We start from the raw sequence: 23,055 nt of genomic DNA on the forward strand, positions 1-23,055 counted from the left end.
TGCGGATCTGTCGTCGTGGATGGAGGGGGCTGCCTGGGTGTGGACGCGCGCGCGGCGGCGCGGTGTCATGCGTGGCATGAGGCGTCCGGGGCAGGTGGAACGGGACGATGTTAGGGAGCGCCTCCCGCACCGTCCAGCCTGCTAACAATGGCTTACGTTGTGACCCGCGCGCGCGGCACGCGGGGGAAATGCGCGTTACGCGTTACGCGTCGGCGGGGGGACCGTCGCCCATGCCATTGCCGAGCGACGTCATCACCGCCATCAGCTGCTCGCGCAGCCAGCGGTTGGCGCCGTCGTTCTCGCCGCCGGCATGCCAATAAAGATGCAGTTCGAGCGCCGGCACCTTGAACGGCAACGCCAGCAGCCGGTTGGCGTACGGTTCGTTGGCGATGCGGGCGTAGCGCATCGGCAAGGTGGCGAGCAGGTCCGTGCAACTGACCACGCGGCACGCCGCCGCATAGTGCTGGCAGCGCAGCCGCACGCGGCGGGTCAGGCCCATTCGGTGCAGCGCCTGGTCCTCCAGGCCCGCCCCGCGCCGGCGTGACGACACGTGCACATGTTCGGCAGCCAGATAGCGCTCCAGCGTCAGCTCCTTCTTCACCAGCGGATGGTCGCGCCGGGCCAGCACCACCATCGGATCGGACATGAACGCGGCATGGTGAATCGCCGGGGACACCGGCAGCAGGATGTCGATGGCCGCATCGAGCGTGCCGGCGAGCAGTTCGGACTCCATCTCGCGACGGTCGAAGCGGATCGCCGCGATCTCCACGTGCGGTGCCATGGCCGTCACACGCGCCATCAGCGGCGGCAGCAGCGTGGACTCCAGCGCATCACGCATGCCGATAGTGAAGCGGCGCGTGGTGGCGGTGGGATCGAAGTGCGGCGTATCCTGCAGCGTGCGCGCGAACGACTGCAGCGCGCCGCGCACCTCGCCCGCCAGCGAGCGCGCCAGCGGCGTGGGCGCCATGCCCTGCCCGCGCCGCTCGAACAGCGGATCGTCGAACAGCGTGCGAAGCCGCCCCAGCGCGTGGCTGACGGCGGGCTGCGTCAGGTTGAGCTGACGCGCGGCTGCGGTGATGCTGCCTTCGCTGTAGATGGCATCGAACACCACGAAGAGGTTGAGGTCGATCCGGGATAGCTGCATGGCAGGCATTCTGGCATGAAAATGCAGGACATTGATACTGTCCAATCCAGAAAATTCATTTTTCTTATTACGCGCAGTCCGCTAGAGTAGGCCCCAGTCGGCATCCTTCCCAAGCGATGCCTGCCGTCACACCCCCGAATGTAGCGAGGAGACCCCATGCAATTCGAGTACACGCCCAAGGTCAAGGACATGCAGGCCCGGCTGCTGGCCTTTTTCGACAAGCATATCTATCCGAACGAAAAGCGCTTCTACGCCGAGATCCAGGCCAACCGCGAAGCCGGCAACGCCTGGATTCCCACCAAGGTGGTCGAGGAGCTGAAGCCGCTGGCACGCGAAGCCGGGCTGTGGAACCTGTTCCTGCCGCGCTCCAAGCGGGCGCCGGAGGGGCTGTCGAACCTCGAATACGCACCGATGTGCGAGATCATGGGCCGCGCGCCCTGGTCGCCCGAGGTGTTCAACTGCGCTGCGCCGGACACCGGCAACATGGAAACGCTGGAGCGCTACGCCACCGAGGAACTCAAGGACCAGTGGCTGGAACCGCTGCTGCGCGGCGAGATCCGCTCGGCCTTCCTGATGACGGAGCCGGACGTGGCCTCCTCGGACGCCACCAATATCAGCTGCCGCATCGAGCGCGACGGCGACCATTACGTGATCAACGGCACCAAGTGGTGGTCGTCGGGCGCCGGCGACCCCCGCTGCAAGGTCTACATCGTGATGGGCAAGACCAATCCCGATGCCGGCCGCCACGAGCAGCAGTCGATGGTCGTCGTGCCGGCGGACACCCCGGGCATCACGATCAAGCGCTTCCTGCCCGTGTTCGGCTATGACGATGCGCCGCACGGCCATATGGAGATCGAACTCAAGAACGTGCGCGTGCCGGCCGCCAACATCCTGCTGGGTGAAGGGCGCGGCTTCGAGATCGCCCAGGGCCGCCTCGGCCCGGGCCGGATCCACCACTGCATGCGCAGCATCGGCGTGGCCGAGCGCGCGCTGGAACTGATGTGCAAGCGCAGCCTGGACCGCGTGGCCTTCGGCAAGCAGATCGCCCGCCAGGGTGTGACGCAGGAGCGCATCGCCGAAGCCCGTTGCGACATCGAGATGGCCCGCCTGCTGACGCTGAAGGCCGCCTACATGATGGATACCGTAGGCAACAAGGTAGCCAAGGCCGAGATCGCCATGATCAAGGTGGTGGCGCCGAATGTGGCGCTGCGCGTGATCGACTGGGCGATCCAGGTGCATGGCGCCGCGGGTGTCTCGGGCGACTTCCCGCTGGCCAACTGGTGGGCGCACCAGCGCACGCTGCGCCTGGCCGATGGTCCGGACGAGGTGCACCGCAACGCCATCGCCAAGCTGGAACTGGCCAAGCACATGAGCCTGAACCCGGACAGCATCCAGATGCCGGTGACGCGCGGCTCCTGAGCCTCGCTGGTAGTCGTAATTCCCCGAAACGCGCGGCCTGTCGGTCGCGCGTTTTTTCATGGGAGCCGCCGCGATGACCGCACCGCCAGCAGGCTTATTTCTTCTGTGCTCTAATCGCTCGGACCCTGGCGACGCTGGTCGCCGGGCCCCTTCCCCATCGGAATTTTCCGAAAGTTTCCGAAGCAGCCAGGAGAGCGCTCCCTCATGATCGACGTCTACACCTGGGCCACGCCCAACGGTCACAAGGTCCACATCATGCTCGAGGAATGCGGCCTCGAGTACAAGGTTCATCCGATCAACATCGGCGCCGGCGACCAGTTCGGCGAGGCCTTCCTCAAGATCAGCCCGAACAACAAGATCCCGGCCATCGTCGACAGTGACGGGCCGGACGGCCAGCCCATCTCGCTATTCGAATCGGGCGCCATCCTGCTGTACCTGGCCGGCAAGACCGGCAAGTTCCTGCCGGAGGACGTGCGCGGCAAGTACGAGGCCCTGCAGTGGCTGATGTTCCAGATGGGTGGCGTGGGGCCGATGCTGGGCCAGGCGCATCACTTCCGCATCTACGCGCCGGAGAAGATCGAGTACGCGGTGAACCGCTACACCAACGAGGCCAAGCGGCTCTACGGCGTGATCGACAAGCAGTTGTCGCAGCACGCCTGGCTGGCCGGCGACAGCTACAGCGTGGCGGACATCGCCACCTTCCCGTGGCTGCGCAGCTGGCAGAACCAGGGCGTGGAGCTGGACGACTACCCGCACCTGGAGCGCTGGTTCAACGAGATTGCCGAGCGCCCCGCCGTGAAGCGCGGCGTGGAAGTGCTCGCCAAGGAGCGCAAGCCTATGCGGACCGACGCGGAGCGCGAGATCCTGTTCGGCGCCACGCAGTACCAGCGCCGCTGATCGCCTGCATCCCGGTCAGCCTTCAGGCCGCCCGGGGCAGCGCGACCACGGGTTCGGCTTCCAAGATTGGCGAGCGCGCGCAGCACAGCAGACCCGCGCCGGGCACCATGGCGTCGATGCAGTAGTCGTCGTGACGGTCCGGCGCGAAAGCCATGCCCGGCTGCAGGTAGACGGTGCGCACACCGGCCGTGCCGCGCGTGGCGCGCCATTGCAGGCACAACGTGCCGCGATAGCAGGTGGCCCACATCGTGTCATGCGCGTGCAGCTGCTGGGCCCAGTCGGGCTCGCCGGGCTCGATCACGACAAAACTCGGCGTGCCGGGCCGGCTGCCGGCCTGCGGCACGGTGCGCACCAGCACGCTGTCCAGCACGGCCTGGAGCATGACCGGCTGCCCCGGCTGGGGCGTGAAGACATCGCCTCCGGCCAGCGCGGCCAGTTCCTGCCCGGAGGACAGCACGCGCAGGCCGCCGCGCAGGCAGGCCCACCATTCGGACGGGGCGGAAACAATGCCGGATTGCACGTCGCCGGCACGCAGGAACACGTGGTGGCAGGCGTGGCCGAGCCCGGCCGTTGCCGGAATGACACATAACTGTAAACCGACGCTCAGGTCCGGAGAGTCCGGCAGGGGCGGCGTTGCACCGCACAACCCGGCGTCGAAAAACGAAAAAATCTGCATGGCATTCCCCAAAACGGAGCCTGGGACGCAGGGGTCCCACGGAATGCGCAATGGCGGCAGGCCCGATGCGGCGCGGATCTCCCGCCCGACGACCTCCCCCCTCACTGCGCGACTGCCCCGTTTCGGTACGGCTTAGGTGCCGTCCGGTAATACCATCGCTCCGTACCCGTTTTGGGCACATCCCTTATGATGCGGATCTGGTACCGATAGAACGACGAACTATAGGTTGTCGTGACGCTTGGGTCAAACCCTTAGGCTCTGAGCGACTTAAAATCCACAAAGCAGCATATGACAGGCGACCCTCTCAAGCTGTTCGGGCGACATCTGACCTGGTTGCGCAAGCAGCGCGGCTGGTCACAAGAAGCCCTGTCGCTGGAAAGCGGTCTGGCAAGATCGTACCTCAGCGGCATCGAACGCGGCACACGTAATGTGGCTCTTTATAACATATGTACTCTAGCTGACACACTCGGCGTGGCTCCGCCCGAGATGTTGGACTTCTCGCGCCACGAAACCGCCGCCGCGCCCGTGGAGGCGCCGCGCTCGCCGTATCAGGCCGACACCTCGCCGGCCGTGCAGGCAACGATGCGCTACATGGCCGAACTGAGCGATTTCGAGCGCGACGTGGTGGCCGGCGTGGCCCGCGCGCTGGCCCGCAAGCAGCCGCGCTGAGCCTTATACCGTCAGCAGGCCCTGGCGTTCGATGAAGGCGATGATCTGATCGAGCCCCTGCCCGGCCTTGACACTCCCCATCACGAACGGCCGCTCCCCGCGCATCTTGCGGGCATCGGCTTCCATGATCTCGAGTGAGGCCCCCACGTACGGCGCGAGGTCAGTCTTGTTGATCACCAGCAGGTCAGACTTCGTGATCCCCGGCCCGCCCTTGCGCGGGATTTTCTCCCCGCCGGCCACGTCGATCACGTAGATCGTCAGGTCGGACAATTCCGGGCTGAAGGTGGCGGCCAGGTTGTCGCCGCCAGACTCGATGAAGACGATGTCGGCATCGGGAAACTTCGCCAGCATACGGTCCACGGCCTCGAGGTTGATCGAGGCGTCCTCGCGGATCGCCGTGTGCGGGCAGCCGCCGGTCTCCACCCCCATGATCCGCTCCGCCGGCAGCGCGCCGGAGATCGTCAGCAGGCGCTGGTCTTCCTTCGTATAGATGTCATTGGTAATGGCGACCAGGTCGTAGCGGTCGCGCATGGCCTTGCAGAGCATTTCCAGCAGCGTGGTCTTGCCGGAGCCCACGGGGCCGCCCACGCCAACGCGCAGGGGCGGATTTTTCTTGGTTCGGGTCATGTTTGTGGCTGGGTCAGGAACGGAACAGCCGGGAGTACTGCGTCTCGTGGCGTGCGGAGAGCAGGCCCAGCATCGGGGAAAAAGTGGACAGGCGGGGCGGATCGGCGTCGGCGCGCTGCGCCGCTTCGTCGACCACGGCCAGCACGGCCGGGTGCAGCCCGTGCAGGATGTGCTGGCCGGCCACCTGGCCGAGCGGCACCGCCTTGAGCGCGGCGGCGACCTGGTTTTCGGCCCAGTTGAAGGCATAGGCCGCGAGACCGTCGCGCGCATCCACGCCAAGCGCCACGCAGGCGGCCGTGAACGCGGTGGGCAGGCAGATCGGCGCCAGTTCGGACAAGTCCGATGCCATGGCGGCCTCGCCCCACCCCATCTGGCCGATCAGTTTCGACAGCGACCAGCCCATCTGCTCGGTTTCAAGCCGAAGCTCCGCCGTCTCGCGCGTGGCGTGAAACCAGTCGTTCCAACGCCGTACAGCAGCCAGGTCGTGCGCCTGCCAGGCACGATGAAGCAGCAGCCAGACCGGCGCCTCGCAGTGCGCCTGCACATGCGTGAGGTTGTCCCGGATCCACCGCTCGGCGCTGGCCGCATCGCTAACCAGCCCGCAGTCGATGGCCGCCTCAAGCCCCTGCGAATAGCTGAAACCGCCAATCGGCAACGCCGGCGACGCCAGATGCAGCAGCGAAATCAGTTGGGGGAGCGCGGTCATGGGTGCGGATGCGGTTTGCGCGGAGTGGACTTCGGCACGCGCCGGCCCTCTCCCCCGGCCCCTCTCCCTGAGGGAGAGGGGAGACAACCCACAGCATTTGCCGTGCCGAGGGGCTGCTCCCCTCTCCCGCTTGCGGGAGAGGGGTTGGGGGCGAGGGCGGGCGCGTCTACAAATCCGCGGGCGATCAAAGCCTGATGAATGGCCACCAGCACGGATTCAGTCTGCTGAAGCACCTCATTGTTCCAATACCGCAGGACGACATAGCCCTCGCGGCGAAACCACGCGTCGCGCTTCCGATCCGATTGGCCTCCGTGCTGGCCGCCGTCGGCTTCGAGCACGAGCTTGTATTCCATGCAGACGAAATCGACGATGTACGGGCCAAGCGGCACCTGGCGTTTGAACTTCAAGCCCAGGAAACGGTGGGCACGGAGGTGGTACCACAGTCGTTGCTCTGCCTCGGTCATGCCGGCTCTTAGCGCACGGACGAACGTTGGCTTCGGCGCGCGCCGGCCCTCTCCCCCAACCCCTCTCCCTGAGGGAGAGGGGAGACCACCCACGGCTTGCTCCCCTCTCCCGCTTGCGGGAGAGGGGTCGGGGGAGAGGGAAGGCGCCTCAACCTGCGTCATCGCGATTCAGTGCTTGTGGCCGCAGTGCTCGTCATGGACGTGACCATGGTCGTGACTGTGGTCGTGCCCGTGGTCATGGCTGTGGCCGTGGTCATGCCCGTGCGAATGCCCATGGTGATCCTGAAACACCGCCTGCGCCGCTGCGTAGTCTTCGGCGAAGGTCGCGTCGTGGCCGTGTTTGTGGCCGCCGCCGTAGGCGCCGGCTTCGGGTTCGAAGGGCAGTTCGGCGCGGGTGGCCTGCACGCCGAGGCGGGCCAGCATGTCGGCCAGCACGGCATCGAATTCGAGGCGGAGGTAATCGCGGCCGACTTCCACCGGGGTGTGGCGGTTGCCCAGGTGGTAGGCGGCGCGCATCAGGGCCAGCGGGTCGGCCGCCGTCACTTGCAGCACGGACTCGGGGGCCGCCTGCACTTCGACGAAAGTACCGTCCTCGGCTACCAGCAGGTCGCCGCCGCGCAGCACGGTGCCGCGCGGCAGGAACAGCGCTGCTTCCGCCCCGTTGTCGAGCACGGCGCGCAGGCGGCTCTTGCTACGCTCGCCGAACGGCAGCACGAGCTTCGGGGCGCGGCGCACCAGCACCGGCGCGATGCCGTGCGGGGCGGGGAGGTGTTTGTCGATCTTGATCACAATCCGGGGCCGTCAGAACAGGAAATAGCGCTGCGCCATGGGCAGCACGGTGGCGGGTTCGCACATCAGCAGTTGGCCGTCGGCCACCACCTGGTAGGTTTCCGGGTCCACGGTGACGTTCGGTTGCCAGTCATTGTGGACCATATCGCGCTTGCTCACCGTGCGCGTGCCGCGCACCGCCGCCAGCGTCTTGGCCAGCCCGTAGCGCCCGCCCACGTCCGCCGCCAGCGCCGCCTGCGACACGAAGGTCAGCGACGAGCGCGGCAGCGCCCCGCCCGCCGAGGCGAACATCGGCCGATAGTGCACCGGCTGGGGCGTGGGGATCGACGCGTTGGGGTCGCCCATCGCCGCCGCCGCGATCATCCCGCCCTTCAGGATCAGGCTCGGCTTCACGCCGAAGAAGGCCGGCTTCCACAGCACCAGGTCCGCCCATTTGCCGACCTCGATCGAGCCCACCTCGTGCGCGATGCCATGCGTCAGCGCCGGGTTGATCGTGTACTTGGCGATGTAGCGCTTCACGCGGAAGTTGTCGTGGCCGCCGCGCGCGTCGTGCGGATCGCCGGGCAGCTTGCCGCGCTGCGCCGCCATCTTGTGCGCGGTCTGCCAGGTGCGGATGATGACCTCGCCCACGCGCCCCATGGCCTGCGAATCGCTCGAAATCATCGAGAACGCGCCCAGGTCGTGCAGGATGTCCTCGGCCGCGATGGTCTCGCGGCGGATGCGCGACTCCGCGAAGGCGATATCCTCGGCAATCGCCGGATCCAGGTGATGGCAGACCATCAGCATGTCCAGGTGCTCGTCCAGCGTGTTCACGGTGTACGGGCGCGTGGGATTGGTCGACGACGGCAGCACGTTGGCCTCGCCGCAGACCTTGATGATGTCCGGCGCGTGGCCGCCGCCGGCGCCCTCGGTATGGTAGGTGTGGATCGTGCGGCCCTTGAAGGCGGCGATGGTGGCCTCGACGAAGCCGCCCTCGTTGAGCGTGTCCGTGTGGATGGCCACTTGGGTGTCGGTGGCGTCGGCCACGGTCAGGCAGGTGTCGATGGCCTGCGGCGTGGTGCCCCAGTCCTCGTGCAGCTTCAGGCCGATGGCGCCCGCCTCGACCTGCTCGGTCAGCGGGCCGGGCTGGCTGGCGTTGCCCTTGCCCAGGAAGCCGATATTCATCGGGTAGGCATCGGCCGCCTGGAGCATGCGCTCCATGTACCACGGCCCCGGCGTGACGGTGGTGGCGAAGGTGCCCGTGGCCGGGCCGGTGCCGCCGCCGATCATCGTCGTCACGCCGCTCATCAGCGCTTCCTCGATCTGCTGCGGGCAGATGAAGTGGATGTGGCTGTCGATGCCGCCGGCGGTGACGATCATGCCCTCGCCCGCGATGACCTCCGTCCCCGGTCCCACGACGATGGTCACGCCGGGCTGGATGTCCGGGTTGCCGGCCTTGCCGATCGACGCAATGCGGCCGTGCTTGAGGCCGATGTCGGCCTTGACGATGCCCCAGTGGTCCACGATCAGCGCATTGGTGATGACGGTGTCGACGCAGTCCTTGGCCATGCGCTGGCTCTGACCCATGCCGTCGCGGATCACCTTGCCGCCGCCGAACTTCACTTCCTCGCCGTAGATCGTGTAGTCACGTTCGACTTCGATCACCAGCCCGGTGTCGGCCAGCCGCAGGCGGTCGCCGGTGGTGGGGCCGAACATCTCGGCATAGGCCTGCCTGGAAATTTTCACGCTCATTACAGCGCTCCCATGATCTTGCCGTTGAAGCCGTAGACGATGCGGTCGCCGTCGAGCGCCACCAGTTGCACCGTGCGCGACTGGCCGGGCTCGAAGCGCACCGCCGTGCCTGCCGCGATGTCGAGCCGGAAGCCGCGCGCGGCCTCGCGGTCGAAGTCGAGCGCGGCGTTGGTTTCGTAGAAGTGGAAGTGCGAACCCACCTGCACGGGGCGGTCGCCGGTGTTGGCCACCGTGACGCTCACCGTGGCGCGGCCCGCGTTCAGTTCGATTTCGCCGTCGAGCGGCATCAGTTCACCGGGAATCATCGCAAGGCTCCTTGATCGTGACGTCCGCCGCTCAGGCGACCAGCAGGCCGGCGCCGTACAGCGCCACGCCAGCCCCGGCCACGCGGGCGAGCCAGCCCGCATGGCGGCGCAGGAACAGGCCCGCACCGATGCCCAGGCCGTGCAGCGCCATCGTCGCCACGGCGAAGCCGCCCACATAGGCCAGCACCGCCGGCATCGCCCCGGCCGTGGCCGGCAGCTCAGCGCCGTGCGCGTAGCCGTGGAACAGCGCGAAGCCGCCGACGATGGCCATCCCGGCCATGGCCGACAGCCGCGCCCGCACGGCCACCAGCAGGCCGATCACCAGCAGCGACACCGCGATCATCGGCTCCACGGCCGGCAGCGTCACGCCGGCAAGGCCCAGCGCCGCGCCCACCAGCATCATGGCGACGAAGGCCAGCGGCAGGCGCAGCAGGTCGGCCTTGGCCGGCGCGCCTTGCCCGAAGGCGCCGCGCGAATTCGTGGCGAGCGCGCTCCACACGCCCACGGCCGCCATCGCCAGCAGGTGGTCGGCGCCGGTGAACGGGTGCAGCACGCCGGCCCAGAGGCTGGCGCCCACGGTGCCGGCGTCATGACCGGGGTGGGCGAAGGCGGAGGCGGTGGCCAGGGTCAGCACGGCGCCGGTGGCGGCGCGATGGAGGAATCGGTGCATGGTTGCTCTCTTGTTGTGGAATTGGGTGTCAGACGATGGGATGGTGCACGGTGACGAGCTTGGTGCCGTCCGGGAAGGTGGCCTCGACCTGGATCTCGGGGATCAGTTCGGCCACGCCGTCCATGACGTCCTCGCGGGTCAGCACGGTGGTGCCCTCGTGCATCAGGTCGGCCACGGTGCGGCCGTCGCGCGCGCCTTCCATGATCGCGGCGGTGATCAGGGCCACCGCCTCGGGGTAGTTGAGCTTGAGCCCGCGTGCGCGGCGGCGCTCGGCCAGCAGGGCGGCGGTGAAGATCAGCAGCTTGTCCTTCTCGCGCGGCGTCAGTTCCATCGTTCTGTTCCTCGTTCTTTGCTTGTCTTGTTGTCAGGTGGCCCAGAGGCGCAGCGGCCGGGCCGCCACGCCATGGATCGGCGCGCGCAGCGTGGACCAGGCGCCGGTCATCACGCGCCGCACGGCTTCCATGTCGCGCCCGAGCACGCGCAGCAGCAGCATGGACTGCCCTGCAGACCCGGCGAGGCAGGTCACGCCGGCGCGCAGGTCCGGGACATAGGGTAATTGTTCAGCCAGGGTTTCCGCCAGGGCCGGCGTGGCGCCCTGCCCCACCGCCCAGAGCGTGCCGAGGATGTGCAGGCCGTCCATGCCCGCCACGGCGGGGCGCAGCGGCGAGGTGGCATCGACCTGCGATTGCTCGATCCACAGCGCGCGGTCGGGGCCGGCCACGCGGGTGTCCAGCCACAGCGCGCCGCTCGACCAGCGTTCGCCCGAGGCCTGCCGGCCCAGCACCACGGCATCCCAGCCGATGGCGCTGCCGGTGGGCGCCACGACGACGTCCGTGGCGATGCGGGCGCGTGCATCGTCGAACACGATGTTCTCTTGCGGCAGCCAGTCCAGCCGGGCGCCGTCGGCCACCTCGATGCGCACCTGCTGGGCGGCCTCGCGGCCGAGCGACTTGTACCATTTGGTGGCGCCCGGCGTGGCCAGCACGGCATGGGCGCCGGCTTCCACGGCGATGTCGATGTCGAGCCGGTCGCCACCAGCCACACCGGCGGGCGGATGCAGCACCACCACGTGGCAGATGCCGCCCTCGGGATACAGCGGCTTCTGCACCAGCAGCGGCCCCTGATGGCGGCGTTCGACCAAGGCCGTGCGGCCCGCGCGCGCGGCAAAGCGCAGGCGCAGGCTGGCATGCCAGGCAGGCATGGCGAGTTGGGAGGGGAAATCGGGGTGACGCATGGGCGAAGATTACACCGCGATCAGCTCCCGCACACCATCCTGTTCCATCGTGGCGCCCTCGCCCCGGGCCACCACCTCGCCCCGGCTCATCACGACGTAGTGATCGGCCAGATGGCGGGCGAATTCGTAGTACTGCTCCACCAGCAGCACCGTCATGCCGAACTCGTCCACCAGCAGGCGCAGCGCGCGGCCGATGTCCTGGATGATGGACGGCTGGATGCCTTCGGTGGGCTCGTCGAGGATCAGCAGCTGCGGCTCGCTCATCAGCGCCCGGCCGATGGCCAGTTGCTGCTGCTGGCCGCCGGAGAGATCGCCGCCGCGGCGCGAACGCATGGTGCGCAGCACCGGGAAGAGCTGGTAGATCCGGTCCGGCACGCCGTTCGGGCGCGCGCGGCTGGCGGCGCCGATCAGCAGGTTTTCCTCGACGGTCAGGCGCGGGAAGATCTCGCGGCCCTGCGGCACGTAGGCGAGCCCGGCCGAGACGCGCTCGTACGGGGCCTTCTTCTCGAGGGCCTTGCCCTCCCAGCTGATGTGGCCGCTGCGCGTGGGCACCACGCCCATCAGGCATTTGAGCAGCGTGCTCTTGCCCACGCCGTTGCGGCCGAGCAGCGTGGTCAGCTTGCCCTGCGGCACCTCGAACGAGATGTCGCGCAGGATGTGGCTGCCGCCGTAGAACTGGTTCAGTGCATTGACCTGCAGCATGGTTACCTTCCCAGATAGGACTCGATCACGCGCTCGTCGCGCTTCACGGCGTCTAGCGTGCCTTCGGCCAGCAGGCTGCCTTCGGCCAGCACCGAAACCTTGCCGGACTCGCCGGCCAGCGCCGCCACGAATTCCATGTCGTGCTCCACGACCATCATCGAGCAACTGCCGCGCAGGCTGTTCAGCAGGCCGGCCAGTTGCATCGTCTCTTCGTCCGTCATGCCGGCCACGGGTTCATCGAGCAGCAGCAGTTGCGGTTGCTGCATCAGCAACATGCCGATTTCGAGCCGCTGCTTCTGGCCGTGGGACAGCAGGCCGGCCGGGCGATACGCCTCGTCTTCGAGCCCGGTCAGCGCCAGCGTTTCCTCGATGCGGCGATGGCCCTCGCCGGTCAGCCGCGCGCGCAGCGACGACCACCAGCGCTTGTCCGCCTTCATCGCCAGTTCCAGGTTCTCCCAGACCTCGTGCTGCTCGAAGACCGTGGGCTTCTGGAACTTGCGGCCGATGCCGACCTGCGCGATGCGCGGCTCGGTCATCCGCATCAGGTCGATGGACTGCCCGAGGAAGACGCGCCCGCTGACGTTGGCGTTGCGCGGGCCGGTCTTGCCCGTGATGACGTCCATCATCGTGGTCTTGCCGGCGCCGTTCGGGCCGATCACGCAGCGCAGCTCGCCGTGATCGATGGACAGCGATAGCTTGTTCAGCGCGCGGAAGCCGTCGAACTGTACGGTCAGGTCCTCCAGGTAGAGGATGGGACCGTGCGAGGTGTCGATGACGCCGGGCTCCAGCACGCGGCCCAGGCCGGTGGCGTCGCCGCTCTCCGCCTGATCCGCGCCGTGTTTTGCACCTTGTTGCGAAGTGGCCGCGTTCATGCTTCGCTCCCTTGTTGCGGGGTCACGGCGGCCGGGTTCACCGGCTCGCCCGTGGCCGCCTGGATCTTCTGGGCGGCCGTGCGCTTGCCACGCAGGCGGCGCCACAGGCCCACCACGCCATCGGGCAGATACAGCGTCACGAGCACGAACATCGCGCCGAGCAGGAACAACCAGTATTCGGCGAAGTAGGCCGTGAACATGGTCTTGGCGCCGTTGACCAGGAAGGCGCCGACGATCGGCCCGATCAGCGTACCGCGGCCGCCCACGGCCACCCAGACCGCCATCTCGATGGAGTTGGCTGGCGACATCTCGCCGGGGTTGATGATGCCCACCTGCGGCACGTAAAGCGCGCCGGCAATCCCGCACAGCACGGCCGAGAAGGTCCAGACGAACAGCTTGTAGCCGAGCGGGTTGTAGCCGGAGAACATCACGCGCATCTCGGCATCCCGCACGGCGGTGACCACCCGGCCCAGCTTGGACGTGACGATATAGCGGCACGCCACGAACCCGGCCAGCAGCGCCAGGAAGGTCAGCACGAACAGCGCGGCGCGGGTTTCCGGCGCGGCCACGGCGTAGCCGGCGATGCGCTTGAAGTCCGTGAAGCCGTTGTTGCCGCCGAAGCCGGTCTCGTTGCGGAAGAACAGCAGCATCGCCGCGTAGGTCATGGCCTGCGTGATGATCGACAGGTACACGCCCTTGATGCGCGAGCGGAAGGCGAAGAAGCCGAACAGCCACGCCAGCACGCCCGGCACCAGCACCACCAGCAGCAGCGCGTACGGCAGGTGCTCGGTGCCGTGCCAGAACCAGGGCAGCTCCTTCCAGTCGAGGAACACCATGAAGTCGGGCAGGTCGCTCTTGTACACGCCTTCGCGGCCGATCGACCGCATCAGGTACATGCCCATCGCATAGCCGCCCAGCGCGAAGAACAGGCCGTGGCCGAGGCTCAGGATGCCGCAGTAGCCCCACACCAGGTCCAGCGCAATGGCCGCCAGCGCGAAGCACATGATCTTGCCGATCAGCGTCAGCGCGTAGGCCGACAGGTGAAGCGGGTGGCCCTCCGGAATCACCAGCGCGCAGATCGGCACGCCGACCGCGACCACCAGCGTGAGGATGACCAGCGCCAGCCACACCTTGCGCGAGAAGAGCGGCTGGCGCTCGGGAACCGAGAGGCGGAACGGCGCCCCGTTCGAGGATTTCGATTGAAAGCTACGCATGTCATGCCTCCGCGCTGCGCCCTTTGAGCGCGAACAGGCCCTGCGGGCGTTTCTGGATAAACAGCACGATCAGCACCAGGACGAAGATCTTGGCCAGCACCGCGCCGTAGAACGGCTCGATGAACTTGTTGATGAGGCCGAGCCCGAAGGCGCCGACGATGGTGCCGGCCAGCTGGCCCACGCCGCCGAGCACCACCACCATGAACGAATCGATGATGTAGGCCTGCCCGAGGTCCGGCCCTACGTTGCCGATCTGGGACAGCGCGCAGCCGCCCAGCCCGGCGATGCCGGCACCGAAGGCGAAGGCGTAGCTATCCACCTTCCACGTGCGCACGCCCACACAGGCCGCCATGGTGCGGTTCTGCGTGGTGGCGCGCACGAACAGGCCGAGCCGCGTGCGATTCAGCACCGCCCACGCCACGGCCACCACGGCCAGCGCGAAGGCGATGATGACGATGCGGTTGTACGGAATCACGAGGCCGGCCATCGCCGTGACGCCGCCGCTCATCCAGTTGGGGTTGGCTACCTCCACGTTCTGGGCGCCGAAGATGGTGCGCACGGCCTGCATCAGCAGCAGGCTGATACCGAACGTGGCCAGCAGCGTCTCGAGCGGGCGGCCGTACAGGTGGCGCAGCACGATCCGCTCGATGGCGAAGCCGACGACACCCGCTGCCAGGAACGACGCCGGCAGCGCCGCCAGCAGGTACCAATCGAACGCATTCGGCGCATAGGCGCGGAACAGCGTCTGCACCACGTAGGTGGCGTAGGCGCCGATCATCAGGAACTCGCCGTGCGCCATGTTGATGACGCCGATCAGCCCGTAGGTGATGGCCAGGCCCAGCGCGGCCAGCAGCAGCACACTGCCGAGGCTCAGGCCGGCGAACAGGTTGCCGAGCAGCTCGGCGCGGCCTTGCTCGCCACGCATCTTGTCGATGGCCTGCTGGGCGGCGGCGCGCACGTCGGCGTCGGGCTCCTTGAACTTGCCGGCTTCATCGCGCTCCACCAGCGGCGTCAGCTTCTGGCGGATCTGCGGATTGCTGTCCTGGCCGAGGATGCGGATGGCTTCCAGCCGCGCGTCGCGCGTGGCGTCGGTGCCCTGCGCCAGTACGGTGTTGGCCCAGATCACGTCGAGCCGGGCGCGCAGGCCGGCATCGGCCTCGGCCTTGCGGGCCGCTTCCACGACTTCGCGCGAGGCGCTCTCGGGTTGATCGGACAAGGTGTTGATGGCCTGCGCACGCACCGCGATGTCCGGCGACTGCAGCAGGAGGCTGCTCGCGGCGCTATCGACGATGGCCCGCAGGCTGTTGTTCAGCGTGAGGGACTCGAGTTCATCGGCCTTCACGGTCACCGGCTTGCCAGTGATGGCATCGACGGTCTTGTCGCCATCCTGGCGCACCATGCCCACCGATGGCGCAAATTGGAGTGCATCGTCCTGGAGCGCGCGCAGGATCGGGCCGGCCTGCTCGGGCGGCGCCTGGGTCAGCGCGGCGAGCGCGGCAGTCTTGGCGTCGAAGTCGTCTTCGACCAGCGGCTTGAGATCAGCCTGCGTGAGCGGTGCCGCCCACAGCGGCGCGGCGGCCAGCAACAGCGCAGCCAGCATGGCGCGCAGCCACGGCAAGGCGGACGGGAATGGAGATCGGTGCATAGGGCTGGCTGGCGTCTGATATGGCGCGATGGTTCGCGTCTTTTATGCGTGGAACGACCGAGGGAGGGCTCCCCTCTCCCAAGGGAGAGGGGCAAAACACCATGGGTACGCTGGAGATCAGCGGCCGGCGACAACCTTGTCCGGCTTGCCTTCGTTACCCGCGATGAACGGGCTCCACGGCTGCGCGCGCACCGGCTTCGCCGTCTTCCACACCACGGAGAACTGGCCGTCGCCCTTCACTTCGCCGATCATCACCGGCTTGTACAGGTGGTGGTTCTCGCCCATGGTCAGCGTGAAGCCGTCCGGCGACTTGAAGGTCTGGCCATACATGGCCTGGCGCACCTTGTCCGGATCGGTGGTGCCGGCCTTCTTGACCGCCTGCGCCCACATATGGATGCCGACGTAGGTGGCTTCCATCGGGTCGTTGGTCACGCGCTTGTCGCCGCCGGGCAGGTTGTTGGCCTTGACCCATGCCGCCCATTGCTTCTTGAACGCGTCATTCTCGGGGTTCTTCACCGACATGAAGTAGTTCCAGGCGGCCAGATGGCCGACCAGCGGCTTGGTGTCGATGCCGCGCAGTTCTTCCTCGCCCACGGAGAAGGCCACCACCGGCACGTCCTTGGCCTTCAGGCCAGCGTTGCCCAGTTCCTTGTAGAACGGCACGTTGGAGTCGCCATTGATCGTCGAGATCACGGCCGTCTTGCCGCCCTGCGAGAACTTCTTGATGTTGGCGACGATGGTCTGATAGTCGCTATGGCCGAACGGGGTGTAGACCTCCTCGATATCCTTGTCGGCCACGCCCTTGCTCTTCAGGAACGCGCGCAGGATCTTGTTGGTCGTGCGTGGGTACACGTAATCGGTGCCGAGCAGGAAGAAGCGCTTGGCGCCACCGCCTTCCTTGCTCATCAGGTATTCCACAGCCGGGATGGCCTGCTGGTTAGGCGCGGCGCCGGTGTAGAACACGTTCTTCGACATTTCCTCGCCCTCGTACTGCACCGGGTAGAACAGCAGCGAGTTCAGTTCCTCGTAGACCGGGAGCACGGACTTGCGCGATACCGAGGTCCAGCAGCCAAACGTGACGGCGACCTTGTCCTGCGTGACCAGTTGGCGCGCCTTCTCGGCGAACAGCGGCCAGTTGGAGGCGGGGTCCACCACCACCGGCTCGAGCTTGCGGCCCAGCACGCCGCCGCTCTTGTTGATCTCGTCGATGGTCATCAGCGCCACGTCCTTGAGCGAGGTCTCGGAGATGGCCATCGTGCCCGACAGCGAATGCAGGATGCCGACCTTGATCGGATCCTTCGACTGCGCCAGCAGCGGGCTGGTACCGATCATTGCCGCGGCGGCTACCGCCGACAGCTTCAGCATGTCACGTCGTTTCATTGCAGCTCCCAGTTTGTCGTATGTGGTCAGGGACTCTACGCACCCCGGGTGATCCTTCTGCAACTAGCGTGCCATGGACTGCCGGGCCGGGAACGATCAAAGGTGGGAGAAAACGTCACGGCGGGTGATCCCGTCGCACCAATCCGGTGCCAATCGGGTCACCGGGGCCGGCGGGGGCGCGCCAACTCCCGCACCGGCATCGTGCATGGCCGCAAATCAGTGCAGGATCCGGGCCGGCGACAGTGCATCGCGCACCGCCGACAATAAAAAACGGGGCCCGAGGGCCCCGTCTTCGCTGCATGCCTGACGATGCTTACTTCATCATCGGCATCATGTTGGCATTCATGTTGTGCATGATCCAGAGCGAACCGGCCAGCACGATGAACAGGATCAGCAGCGTGAACAGGAACGCCATGACGTTCCAGCGCTGGCCCTTGGAGCCATCCATGTGGAGGAAGTACTTCAGGTGGACCACGATCTGGACCACGGCCATGCCGAGGATGATCCAGAGGATGGTGCCGCGGTCCATCGTGCCGTCCATCACGATCTTGAACGGGATCACCGTCAGGATCACGGCCAGCACGAAGCCGATCACATACGACTTGACGCTGCTGTGGCCGTGCGACTCGCCGTGGGCGGCCGTTGCATGTTGTTGTGCCATTACAGTGCTCCCATCAGGTAGACGACGGTGAAGACGCCGATCCAGACGATGTCCAAGAAGTGCCAGAACAGGCTCAGGCAGTTCAGGCGCTTTTCCATCGTCGGGGTCATGCCCTTCTTGTTCAGCTGCCACATCAGCACGAGCATCCAGACCATGCCGCTGGCCACGTGCAGGCCGTGGGTGCCCACGAGCGTGAAGAATGACGACAGGAACGCGCTGCGGCCCGGGCCGGCGCCTTCGTGGATCAGGTGATGGAACTCATAGATTTCCATCGACATGAACGCGGCGCCCAGCAGGAACGTCACGCCCAGCCAGATCAGCACGCGACCCTTGCTGCGGTTCTGCAGCGAGATCATCGCGAAGCCGTACGTGATCGACGAGAACAGCAGGATGAACGTCTCGACCAGCACGAAGTTGAGCTCGAACAGCTCCTTGCCCGACGGGCCGCCCGCCACTTCGCCGCGCAGCACGGCGTAGGCGGCGAACAGGCACGCGAACAAGATGCAGTCGCTCATCAGGTACAGCCAGAAACCAAAGACGGTGTTCTCGCTGGTGTCGTGATGGGCGTGGTCGTGGTCATGCGCGGCATCGTGCGCGTGGCCGTGGGCGGGGGCTTGCGCCCCAAAACGGTCTAGAACTTCAGTCGACATGATGATCAGCCCTGCGTAGCGATGCGCTGCTGGTGCAGCGTTTCGATCTGCTCGACCTGCTTGGCCGGCACGTAGTAATCGATATGGTCGTCGTTGGCGCGGCGGATAAACGCCACCACCATGCCAACCAGGCCCACGGCGGCAAGCCACCAGATATGCCAGGTCAGCGCGAAGCCCAGCGCGAGGCTGAAGGCACCCATGTAGAAGCCTGCAGCGGTGTTCTTCGGCATGTGGATCTGCTCGTAGCCGTCCGTGCGGATGGTCTCGCCACGGGCCTTCATGTCGGCAAACGCGTCCAGGTCACGCACCACCGGGGTGTGCGCGAAGTTGTAGAACGCGGGCGGCGACGACGTGGCCCACTCCAGCGTACGGCCACCCCAGGGATCGCCCGTGACGTCCGCCAGCGCCTTGCGGTTGCGGATCGACACGACGATCTGCAGCACCTGGAAGCCGATACCCATGGCGATGAACACCACGCCGATCACGGCCGCGTACAGGAACGGGGTCCAGGCCGGGTTGTCGGTATGGTTCAGGCGGCGGGTCATGCCCATCAGGCCCAGCACGTACAGCGGCATGAACGCGAAGTAGAAGCCAACCAGCCAGCACCAGAACGCGCACTTGCCCAGACGCTCGTCCAGCTTGAAGCCGAACGCCTTCGGCCACCAGTAGGTCACGCCGGCCAGGTAGCCGAACAGCACGCCACCGATGATCACGTTGTGGAAGTGGGCAATCAGGAACAGGCTGTTATGCAGCACGAAGTCGGCGGCCGGCACGGCCATCAGCACGCCGGTCATGCCACCGATCACGAAGGTGACCATGAAGCCCAGCGTCCACAGCACCGGCGACGTCAGCTGCACGCGGCCACGGTACATCGTGAACAGCCAGTTGAAGATCTTCACCCCGGTCGGGATGGAGATGATCATCGTGGTGATGCCGAAGAAGGCATTCACGTTGGCGCCGGAGCCCATCGTGAAGAAGTGGTGCAGCCAGACCAGGAACGACAGCACCATGATCGCGGCCGTCGCGTAGACCATGCCCTTGTAGCCGAACAGCTTCTTGCCCGAGAACGTCGAGATGATTTCCGAGAAGATGCCGAACGCCGGCAGGATCAGGATGTACACCTCGGGGTGGCCCCAGATCCAGATCAGGTTCACGTACATCATGGCGTTGCCGCCACCGTCGTTCGTGAAGAAGTGCATGCCGAAGTAGCGGTCCAGGCCCAGCAGCGCCAGCGACACCGTCAGCACCGGGAAGGCGGCCACGATCAGCACGTTGGTGCACAGCACGGTCCAGGTGAACACCGGCATGCGCATCAGGGTCATGCCCGGGGCGCGCATCTTGAGGATGGTCACGAGGAAGTTCACGCCGGTCAGCAGCGTGCCCAAGCCTGATATCTGCAAGGACCAGAGGTAGTAATCCACCCCTACGCCAGGGCTGTAGTCGATGCCCGACAGCGGCGGATACGCCAGCCAGCCGGTACGTGCGAATTCACCAACCCCCAGGGACACGTTGACCAGCATCGCGCCGGCCACGAACAGCCAGAAGCTCAGCGTGTTCAGGAACGGGAACGCCACGTCGCGCGCGCCGATCTGCAGCGGCACCACGAGGTTCATCAGGCCCGTCATCAGCGGCATGGCCACGAAGAAGATCATGATCACGCCGTGGGCGGTGAAGATCTGGTCGTAGTGCTCAGGGGGCAGGATGCCGGGGTCGCCGTTGGTGGCCAGCGCCAGCTGGGTACGCATCATGACGGCGTCGGCAAAGCCGCGCAGCAGCATGATCAGCGCCACCAGCGAATACATCACGCCGATCTTCTTGTGGTCGACGGACGTAATCCACTCGCTCCACAGGTAGTTCCACTTCTTGAAGTACGTAATCCCACCGAGCAGCGCCAGCCCGCCAAGGGCCACGCAGCTCAGTGTGATCATGATGATCGGCTCATGAAACGGAATCGCCGACAAACTCAATTTGCCAAACATCATTGCTCCTAGGATTGCGCGCCCAGCGCCGGCTTGGCCGGCGTGGTCATGGACACCCGCTCTTCGCCGAGCGTGTTACGCGACGTGCAGACCGGGCCGCCATCGAAGCCCTCGCGGGCCATGGCGCGGCCGTCGGCGCCCATGTACTGATGCAGGATGCCGGTGTACAGGCCGTCTTCGACCTTGCCGTAGAGGGCAACAGGTTCCGCTTCGCTCGGCTTGGCCAGGACCTTGTAGTCCGCGGCAGCGAGTTGGCGGTCAGAAGCGCGCACCTGGGCCACCCACGCGTCGAAGTCGAAGTTCGACATCGCAATGGCCTTGAATTTCATGCCCGAGAAGCCGCCGCCGCTGTAGTTGGCGGACATGCCGTCATACGTGCCGGCTTCGTTGGCGATGAGGTGCAGCTTGGTCTCCATCCCGGCCATGGCATACACCTGGCTGCCCAGCTGGGGGATGAAGAACGAATTCATGATCGAATCCGAGGTGATCTTGAAGTTCACCGGGGTACCCACCGGGAGCGCCAGCTGGTTGACCGTGGCGATCTTCAGTTCCGGATAGATGAACAGCCATTTCCAGTTCAGCGCGACCGCTTCCACCGTGATCGGCTTGACGTTCGATTCCAGCGGCTTGTAGGGGTCCAGGTCGTGCGACGACTTCCAGGTGATGTAGCCCAGCACCGCGATGATGATGCAGGGGATCAGCCAGACCACCACTTCGATCTTGGTCGAGTGCGACCAGTCCGGCTCGTACCGGGCAGCCGTGTTCGTGGCGCGGTACTTCCAGGCGAAGACCAGCGTCAGGACGATCACCGGCACCACCACCAGCAGCATGAGCCAGGTGGCGATCAGGATGATGCCCTTGATGTCGACACCGACCTGACCCTTCGGGTCGAGCAGCGTCATGTTGCAGCCGGCCAGCAACAGCAAGCCAAGGCTAGGCAGGAACCGCGTCCAGCGCGGCATTATGGGTTTTTTCATGTCACGACGGTCTGGTTGGGCCGCTCCCGACATGCAGGCGCGGCACCGCCATCCGCTGCACGGGGCAACTGGCTGGCTGGGCTGGGAAAAACCGGAGGACGTGTCCAAAGCTGGCGTTGCGGGACTGGCGATGCAAGCGCCTGCGGACCATGCGGCCGGGCAACGCCATGAACGCGGCTGGACAGCAACTGACGACTGCGTGCGCGGGATGCCGGAGGGGGCGGTGCGTGCGCTGAGGTAACCGACTGCCTGAACTGCGATCGATCCCGGCTCAAGACTGCCGCCGGGACGAGCGTTGTGTCACGACGCTCACGCGATTTCCACCGGTTTCGACCACCCCGCCAGCGCAGCGGGCACGGTCTTCGAGCGGATATCGCATAACATAAAGCATCGTGGGCGCGACTGTACCGCAACGCAACATTAGGGGTAAACCCACGGGGTGCGGAAACACTGTTCGGAAAATCGGACAATGACATCGGCCGCCCGAAAGTGTCGCGCGCAGGAAACAGTCATGTCGTGATGGATCGTTTTTCGACGATTCCGCTGGACAAACGACGAGGGCCGCGTTCTAGCGGCCCTCGTCGTTTTCCGATTCAGATCGGAACTGGCTGGCGCTCAGGAGTAGCGTCGGCTAATCGATTCTGCCACGCAGACCGGGCGATCGCTGCCCTCCCGCTCGACCGTCACCTCCCAGGTGGACTGGGCGCCGATCAGGCCGTTGGGCGTCGGGTCGAGCCGCTCGACCTTGAGCAGCTTCACGCGGGCGCGCAGGCGGCTGCCCACCGGCACCGGCGAAGTGAATCGCACCCGGTTCAGGCCGTAGTTGACGCCCATCTTGACGCCTTCCATATGGATGGCGTTCTGCATGAACTGCGGCAGCAGCGACAGCGTCAGGAAGCCATGGGCAACCGGGGCGCCGAACGGGGACTCGCGCTTGGCGCGCTCCACGTCGACGTGGATCCACTGATGGTCGCCAGTGGCTTCGGCAAACAGGTTGACCTGCTGCTGCGTAATCTCGGTCCAGTCGCTGACGGCCACTTCCTGGCCTTGCAGGCCCTCCAGCTCTTCCAGCGATGCGATGGTGCGCATGGTGTCTCCTCTCTTGCGTCGTCTCGATTCGGGGTTCGTATTATGCCGGCCGCCGGCCGTACATGCCCATGCCCTTGACCGTGCAAACCAGCTCGCCATGCTGGTTGGTGGCCTGCCACTGGGTCAGCACCACGCCGCGGTCCGGCTTGGACGAGGACGGCCGCGTCTCCAGCACCTTCAGCACGACCGTCAGCGTATCGCCAGCATAGACGGGCTTGATCCAGCGGATCTCGTCCACGCCCGGCGAGCCCATGCTGCTGCTCCGGTCGCCCATGGACTTCACCAGCAGCTTCATCATGATCGCGCAGGTCATCCAACCGCTCGAGATCAGCCCGCCGTAGATGCTCTTGGCGGCCGCGTCCTTGTCGATATGGAACGGCTGGGGGTCGTACTGGCTGGCAAATGCCACGATCTCCGCCTCGGTGACCGTGTAGCTGCCCAGCGGGTGCTCGCCGCCGACCTGGTAATCCTCGAAATACATCTTTGACATGTTCGCTCCGTAGATGGCGTAACCAGAAGCAAAAAACCGCGCCGGGGACAACGGGCGCGGTTTCT

General features: G+C 66.2%; 25 protein-coding genes and 1 pseudogene. 4 read left to right on the forward strand and 22 right to left on the reverse strand.

Going from position 1 to position 23,055, the window contains the following annotated elements; translation table 11 throughout:
• Positions 1-202 precede the first annotated feature (202 nt).
• Positions 203-1,144 carry a LysR family transcriptional regulator gene (locus AC1EJR_RS08940; RefSeq protein ID WP_092292467.1) on the reverse strand — a complete coding sequence of 314 codons (942 nt, stop codon included), beginning with the start codon at positions 1,142-1,144 and terminating at the stop codon, positions 203-205.
• 156 nt (positions 1,145-1,300) lie between these two features.
• Between AC1EJR_RS08940 and AC1EJR_RS08945 the strand changes: the two genes are divergently transcribed.
• Complete coding sequence (locus tag AC1EJR_RS08945; protein ID WP_092292465.1) at positions 1,301-2,563, forward strand: acyl-CoA dehydrogenase family protein; 1,263 nt, start codon at positions 1,301-1,303, stop codon at positions 2,561-2,563.
• 204 nt (positions 2,564-2,767) lie between these two features.
• Positions 2,768-3,460: a glutathione binding-like protein gene (locus AC1EJR_RS08950; protein ID WP_477112989.1), complete on the forward strand. Its 693-nt coding sequence runs from the start codon at positions 2,768-2,770 to the stop codon at positions 3,458-3,460.
• Positions 3,461-3,482: 22 nt separating this feature from the next.
• Here the strand turns inward: AC1EJR_RS08950 and AC1EJR_RS08955 are convergent, their stop codons facing one another.
• Entirely contained in the window at positions 3,483-4,136 is a 654-nt protein-coding gene (locus tag AC1EJR_RS08955; protein WP_092292461.1) for a hypothetical protein, read from the reverse strand.
• Between the two features lie 288 nt (positions 4,137-4,424).
• On the opposite strand from AC1EJR_RS08955, the pseudogene AC1EJR_RS08960 reads away from it, so the two are divergent.
• Positions 4,425-4,565, forward strand: a pseudogene (locus AC1EJR_RS08960) (helix-turn-helix domain-containing protein); the annotation flags it as partial.
• A 57-nt stretch (positions 4,566-4,622) separates the two neighbouring features.
• Positions 4,623-4,805: a hypothetical protein gene (locus AC1EJR_RS08965; protein WP_369823399.1), complete on the forward strand. Its 183-nt coding sequence runs from the start codon at positions 4,623-4,625 to the stop codon at positions 4,803-4,805.
• A 3-nt stretch (positions 4,806-4,808) separates the two neighbouring features.
• On the opposite strand, the gene ureG is transcribed toward AC1EJR_RS08965, so the two are convergent.
• The 20 genes from ureG to AC1EJR_RS09065 all read right to left on the reverse strand — a co-directional run bounded on the left by ureG (position 4,809) and on the right by AC1EJR_RS09065 (position 22,990).
• A complete protein-coding gene (gene ureG / locus AC1EJR_RS08970; protein ID WP_092292457.1) occupies positions 4,809-5,432 on the reverse strand; it encodes an urease accessory protein UreG in 624 nt (207 codons plus the stop codon).
• 13 nt (positions 5,433-5,445) lie between these two features.
• Positions 5,446-6,138 (reverse strand): urease accessory protein UreF, encoded by a 693-nt coding sequence (locus tag AC1EJR_RS08975; RefSeq protein WP_441643840.1) that lies wholly within the window; start codon positions 6,136-6,138, stop codon positions 5,446-5,448.
• A complete protein-coding gene (locus AC1EJR_RS08980; RefSeq protein WP_477105053.1) occupies positions 6,135-6,764 on the reverse strand; it encodes an endonuclease domain-containing protein in 630 nt (209 codons plus the stop codon). The genes AC1EJR_RS08975 and AC1EJR_RS08980 overlap by 4 nt, the downstream gene beginning before the upstream one ends.
• A gap of 6 nt (positions 6,765-6,770) precedes the next feature.
• A complete protein-coding gene (gene ureE, locus AC1EJR_RS08985) occupies positions 6,771-7,391 on the reverse strand; it encodes an urease accessory protein UreE (RefSeq protein WP_441591999.1) in 621 nt (206 codons plus the stop codon).
• A gap of 12 nt (positions 7,392-7,403) precedes the next feature.
• A complete protein-coding gene (gene ureC / locus AC1EJR_RS08990; protein ID WP_441643841.1) occupies positions 7,404-9,122 on the reverse strand; it encodes an urease subunit alpha in 1,719 nt (572 codons plus the stop codon).
• The gene (locus AC1EJR_RS08995) at positions 9,122-9,427 is read right to left on the reverse strand and encodes an urease subunit beta (RefSeq protein ID WP_441591996.1); all 306 of its coding nucleotides are present in this window, start codon (positions 9,425-9,427) and stop codon (positions 9,122-9,124) included. Before AC1EJR_RS08995 ends, ureC begins: the two co-directional genes overlap by 1 nt.
• A 31-nt stretch (positions 9,428-9,458) precedes the next feature.
• A complete protein-coding gene (locus tag AC1EJR_RS09000) occupies positions 9,459-10,097 on the reverse strand; it encodes a HupE/UreJ family protein (protein ID WP_092292445.1) in 639 nt (212 codons plus the stop codon).
• Positions 10,098-10,125: 28 nt separating this feature from the next.
• Complete coding sequence (locus tag AC1EJR_RS09005; protein WP_441643842.1) at positions 10,126-10,428, reverse strand: urease subunit gamma; 303 nt, start codon at positions 10,426-10,428, stop codon at positions 10,126-10,128.
• A 33-nt stretch (positions 10,429-10,461) separates the two neighbouring features.
• Entirely contained in the window at positions 10,462-11,331 is an 870-nt protein-coding gene (locus tag AC1EJR_RS09010; RefSeq protein ID WP_441591993.1) for an urease accessory protein UreD, read from the reverse strand.
• Positions 11,332-11,340: 9 nt separating this feature from the next.
• Positions 11,341-12,033 carry an urea ABC transporter ATP-binding subunit UrtE gene (urtE, locus tag AC1EJR_RS09015; protein WP_092292439.1) on the reverse strand — a complete coding sequence of 231 codons (693 nt, stop codon included), beginning with the start codon at positions 12,031-12,033 and terminating at the stop codon, positions 11,341-11,343.
• 2 nt (positions 12,034-12,035) lie between these two features.
• Positions 12,036-12,905 (reverse strand): urea ABC transporter ATP-binding protein UrtD, encoded by an 870-nt coding sequence (urtD, locus tag AC1EJR_RS09020; RefSeq protein ID WP_092292437.1) that lies wholly within the window; start codon positions 12,903-12,905, stop codon positions 12,036-12,038.
• Positions 12,902-14,119: an urea ABC transporter permease subunit UrtC gene (urtC, locus tag AC1EJR_RS09025; RefSeq protein ID WP_092292435.1), complete on the reverse strand. Its 1,218-nt coding sequence runs from the start codon at positions 14,117-14,119 to the stop codon at positions 12,902-12,904. The genes urtD and urtC overlap by 4 nt, the downstream gene beginning before the upstream one ends.
• 1 nt (position 14,120) lies before the next feature.
• The gene (gene urtB, locus AC1EJR_RS09030; protein ID WP_477105055.1) at positions 14,121-15,764 is read right to left on the reverse strand and encodes an urea ABC transporter permease subunit UrtB; all 1,644 of its coding nucleotides are present in this window, start codon (positions 15,762-15,764) and stop codon (positions 14,121-14,123) included.
• Between the two features lie 117 nt (positions 15,765-15,881).
• The gene (gene urtA, locus AC1EJR_RS09035; RefSeq protein ID WP_092292431.1) at positions 15,882-17,144 is read right to left on the reverse strand and encodes an urea ABC transporter substrate-binding protein; all 1,263 of its coding nucleotides are present in this window, start codon (positions 17,142-17,144) and stop codon (positions 15,882-15,884) included.
• A gap of 313 nt (positions 17,145-17,457) precedes the next feature.
• A complete protein-coding gene (cyoD, locus tag AC1EJR_RS09040) occupies positions 17,458-17,805 on the reverse strand; it encodes a cytochrome o ubiquinol oxidase subunit IV (protein ID WP_092292429.1) in 348 nt (115 codons plus the stop codon).
• Positions 17,805-18,455: a cytochrome o ubiquinol oxidase subunit III gene (cyoC, locus tag AC1EJR_RS09045; protein WP_092292427.1), complete on the reverse strand. Its 651-nt coding sequence runs from the start codon at positions 18,453-18,455 to the stop codon at positions 17,805-17,807. Before cyoC ends, cyoD begins: the two co-directional genes overlap by 1 nt.
• 5 nt (positions 18,456-18,460) lie before the next feature.
• A complete protein-coding gene (gene cyoB, locus AC1EJR_RS09050) occupies positions 18,461-20,434 on the reverse strand; it encodes a cytochrome o ubiquinol oxidase subunit I (RefSeq protein ID WP_092293285.1) in 1,974 nt (657 codons plus the stop codon).
• 8 nt (positions 20,435-20,442) lie between these two features.
• A complete protein-coding gene (gene cyoA / locus AC1EJR_RS09055) occupies positions 20,443-21,411 on the reverse strand; it encodes a ubiquinol oxidase subunit II (protein ID WP_092292425.1) in 969 nt (322 codons plus the stop codon).
• A 615-nt stretch (positions 21,412-22,026) separates the two neighbouring features.
• Positions 22,027-22,500, reverse strand: coding sequence for a MaoC family dehydratase (locus AC1EJR_RS09060; protein ID WP_092292423.1), 474 nt, complete (start codon positions 22,498-22,500; stop codon positions 22,027-22,029).
• Between the two features lie 40 nt (positions 22,501-22,540).
• Positions 22,541-22,990: a MaoC family dehydratase gene (locus AC1EJR_RS09065; protein WP_092292421.1), complete on the reverse strand. Its 450-nt coding sequence runs from the start codon at positions 22,988-22,990 to the stop codon at positions 22,541-22,543.
• Positions 22,991-23,055: the final 65 nt, after the last annotated feature.

The sequence above is a fragment of the Cupriavidus sp. 05T42 genome (assembly GCF_056396345.1).

Bases quoted from the DNA above. Each gene is read 5' to 3' on its own strand.
- cyoD (WP_092292429.1), bottom strand. From the start codon at position 17,805: ATGGCACAACAACATGCAACGGCCGCCCACGGCGAGTCGCACGGCCAC.
- urtC (WP_092292435.1), bottom strand. From the start codon at position 14,119: ATGCGTAGCTTTCAATCGAAATCCTCGAACGGGGCGCCGTTCCGCCTC.
- AC1EJR_RS09060 (WP_092292423.1), bottom strand. From the start codon at position 22,500: ATGCGCACCATCGCATCGCTGGAAGAGCTGGAGGGCCTGCAAGGCCAG.
- AC1EJR_RS08950 (WP_477112989.1), top strand. From the start codon at position 2,768: ATGATCGACGTCTACACCTGGGCCACGCCCAACGGTCACAAGGTCCAC.
- urtD (WP_092292437.1), bottom strand. From the start codon at position 12,905: ATGAACGCGGCCACTTCGCAACAAGGTGCAAAACACGGCGCGGATCAG.
- urtB (WP_477105055.1), bottom strand. From the start codon at position 15,764: ATGCACCGATCTCCATTCCCGTCCGCCTTGCCGTGGCTGCGCGCCATG.
- cyoC (WP_092292427.1), bottom strand. From the start codon at position 18,455: ATGTCGACTGAAGTTCTAGACCGTTTTGGGGCGCAAGCCCCCGCCCAC.
- AC1EJR_RS09065 (WP_092292421.1), bottom strand. From the start codon at position 22,990: ATGTCAAAGATGTATTTCGAGGATTACCAGGTCGGCGGCGAGCACCCG.
- AC1EJR_RS08955 (WP_092292461.1), bottom strand. From the start codon at position 4,136: ATGCAGATTTTTTCGTTTTTCGACGCCGGGTTGTGCGGTGCAACGCCG.
- urtE (WP_092292439.1), bottom strand. From the start codon at position 12,033: ATGCTGCAGGTCAATGCACTGAACCAGTTCTACGGCGGCAGCCACATC.
- AC1EJR_RS08940 (WP_092292467.1), bottom strand. From the start codon at position 1,144: ATGCAGCTATCCCGGATCGACCTCAACCTCTTCGTGGTGTTCGATGCC.
- ureC (WP_441643841.1), bottom strand. From the start codon at position 9,122: ATGAGCGTGAAAATTTCCAGGCAGGCCTATGCCGAGATGTTCGGCCCC.
- AC1EJR_RS09000 (WP_092292445.1), bottom strand. From the start codon at position 10,097: ATGCACCGATTCCTCCATCGCGCCGCCACCGGCGCCGTGCTGACCCTG.
- ureG (WP_092292457.1), bottom strand. From the start codon at position 5,432: ATGACCCGAACCAAGAAAAATCCGCCCCTGCGCGTTGGCGTGGGCGGC.
- AC1EJR_RS08995 (WP_441591996.1), bottom strand. From the start codon at position 9,427: ATGATTCCCGGTGAACTGATGCCGCTCGACGGCGAAATCGAACTGAAC.
- AC1EJR_RS09005 (WP_441643842.1), bottom strand. From the start codon at position 10,428: ATGGAACTGACGCCGCGCGAGAAGGACAAGCTGCTGATCTTCACCGCC.
- AC1EJR_RS09010 (WP_441591993.1), bottom strand. From the start codon at position 11,331: ATGCGTCACCCCGATTTCCCCTCCCAACTCGCCATGCCTGCCTGGCAT.
- cyoA (WP_092292425.1), bottom strand. From the start codon at position 21,411: ATGAAAAAACCCATAATGCCGCGCTGGACGCGGTTCCTGCCTAGCCTT.
- AC1EJR_RS08965 (WP_369823399.1), top strand. From the start codon at position 4,623: ATGTTGGACTTCTCGCGCCACGAAACCGCCGCCGCGCCCGTGGAGGCG.
- AC1EJR_RS08975 (WP_441643840.1), bottom strand. From the start codon at position 6,138: ATGACCGCGCTCCCCCAACTGATTTCGCTGCTGCATCTGGCGTCGCCG.
- urtA (WP_092292431.1), bottom strand. From the start codon at position 17,144: ATGAAACGACGTGACATGCTGAAGCTGTCGGCGGTAGCCGCCGCGGCA.
- cyoB (WP_092293285.1), bottom strand. From the start codon at position 20,434: ATGTTTGGCAAATTGAGTTTGTCGGCGATTCCGTTTCATGAGCCGATC.
- AC1EJR_RS08945 (WP_092292465.1), top strand. From the start codon at position 1,301: ATGCAATTCGAGTACACGCCCAAGGTCAAGGACATGCAGGCCCGGCTG.
- AC1EJR_RS08980 (WP_477105053.1), bottom strand. From the start codon at position 6,764: ATGACGCAGGTTGAGGCGCCTTCCCTCTCCCCCGACCCCTCTCCCGCA.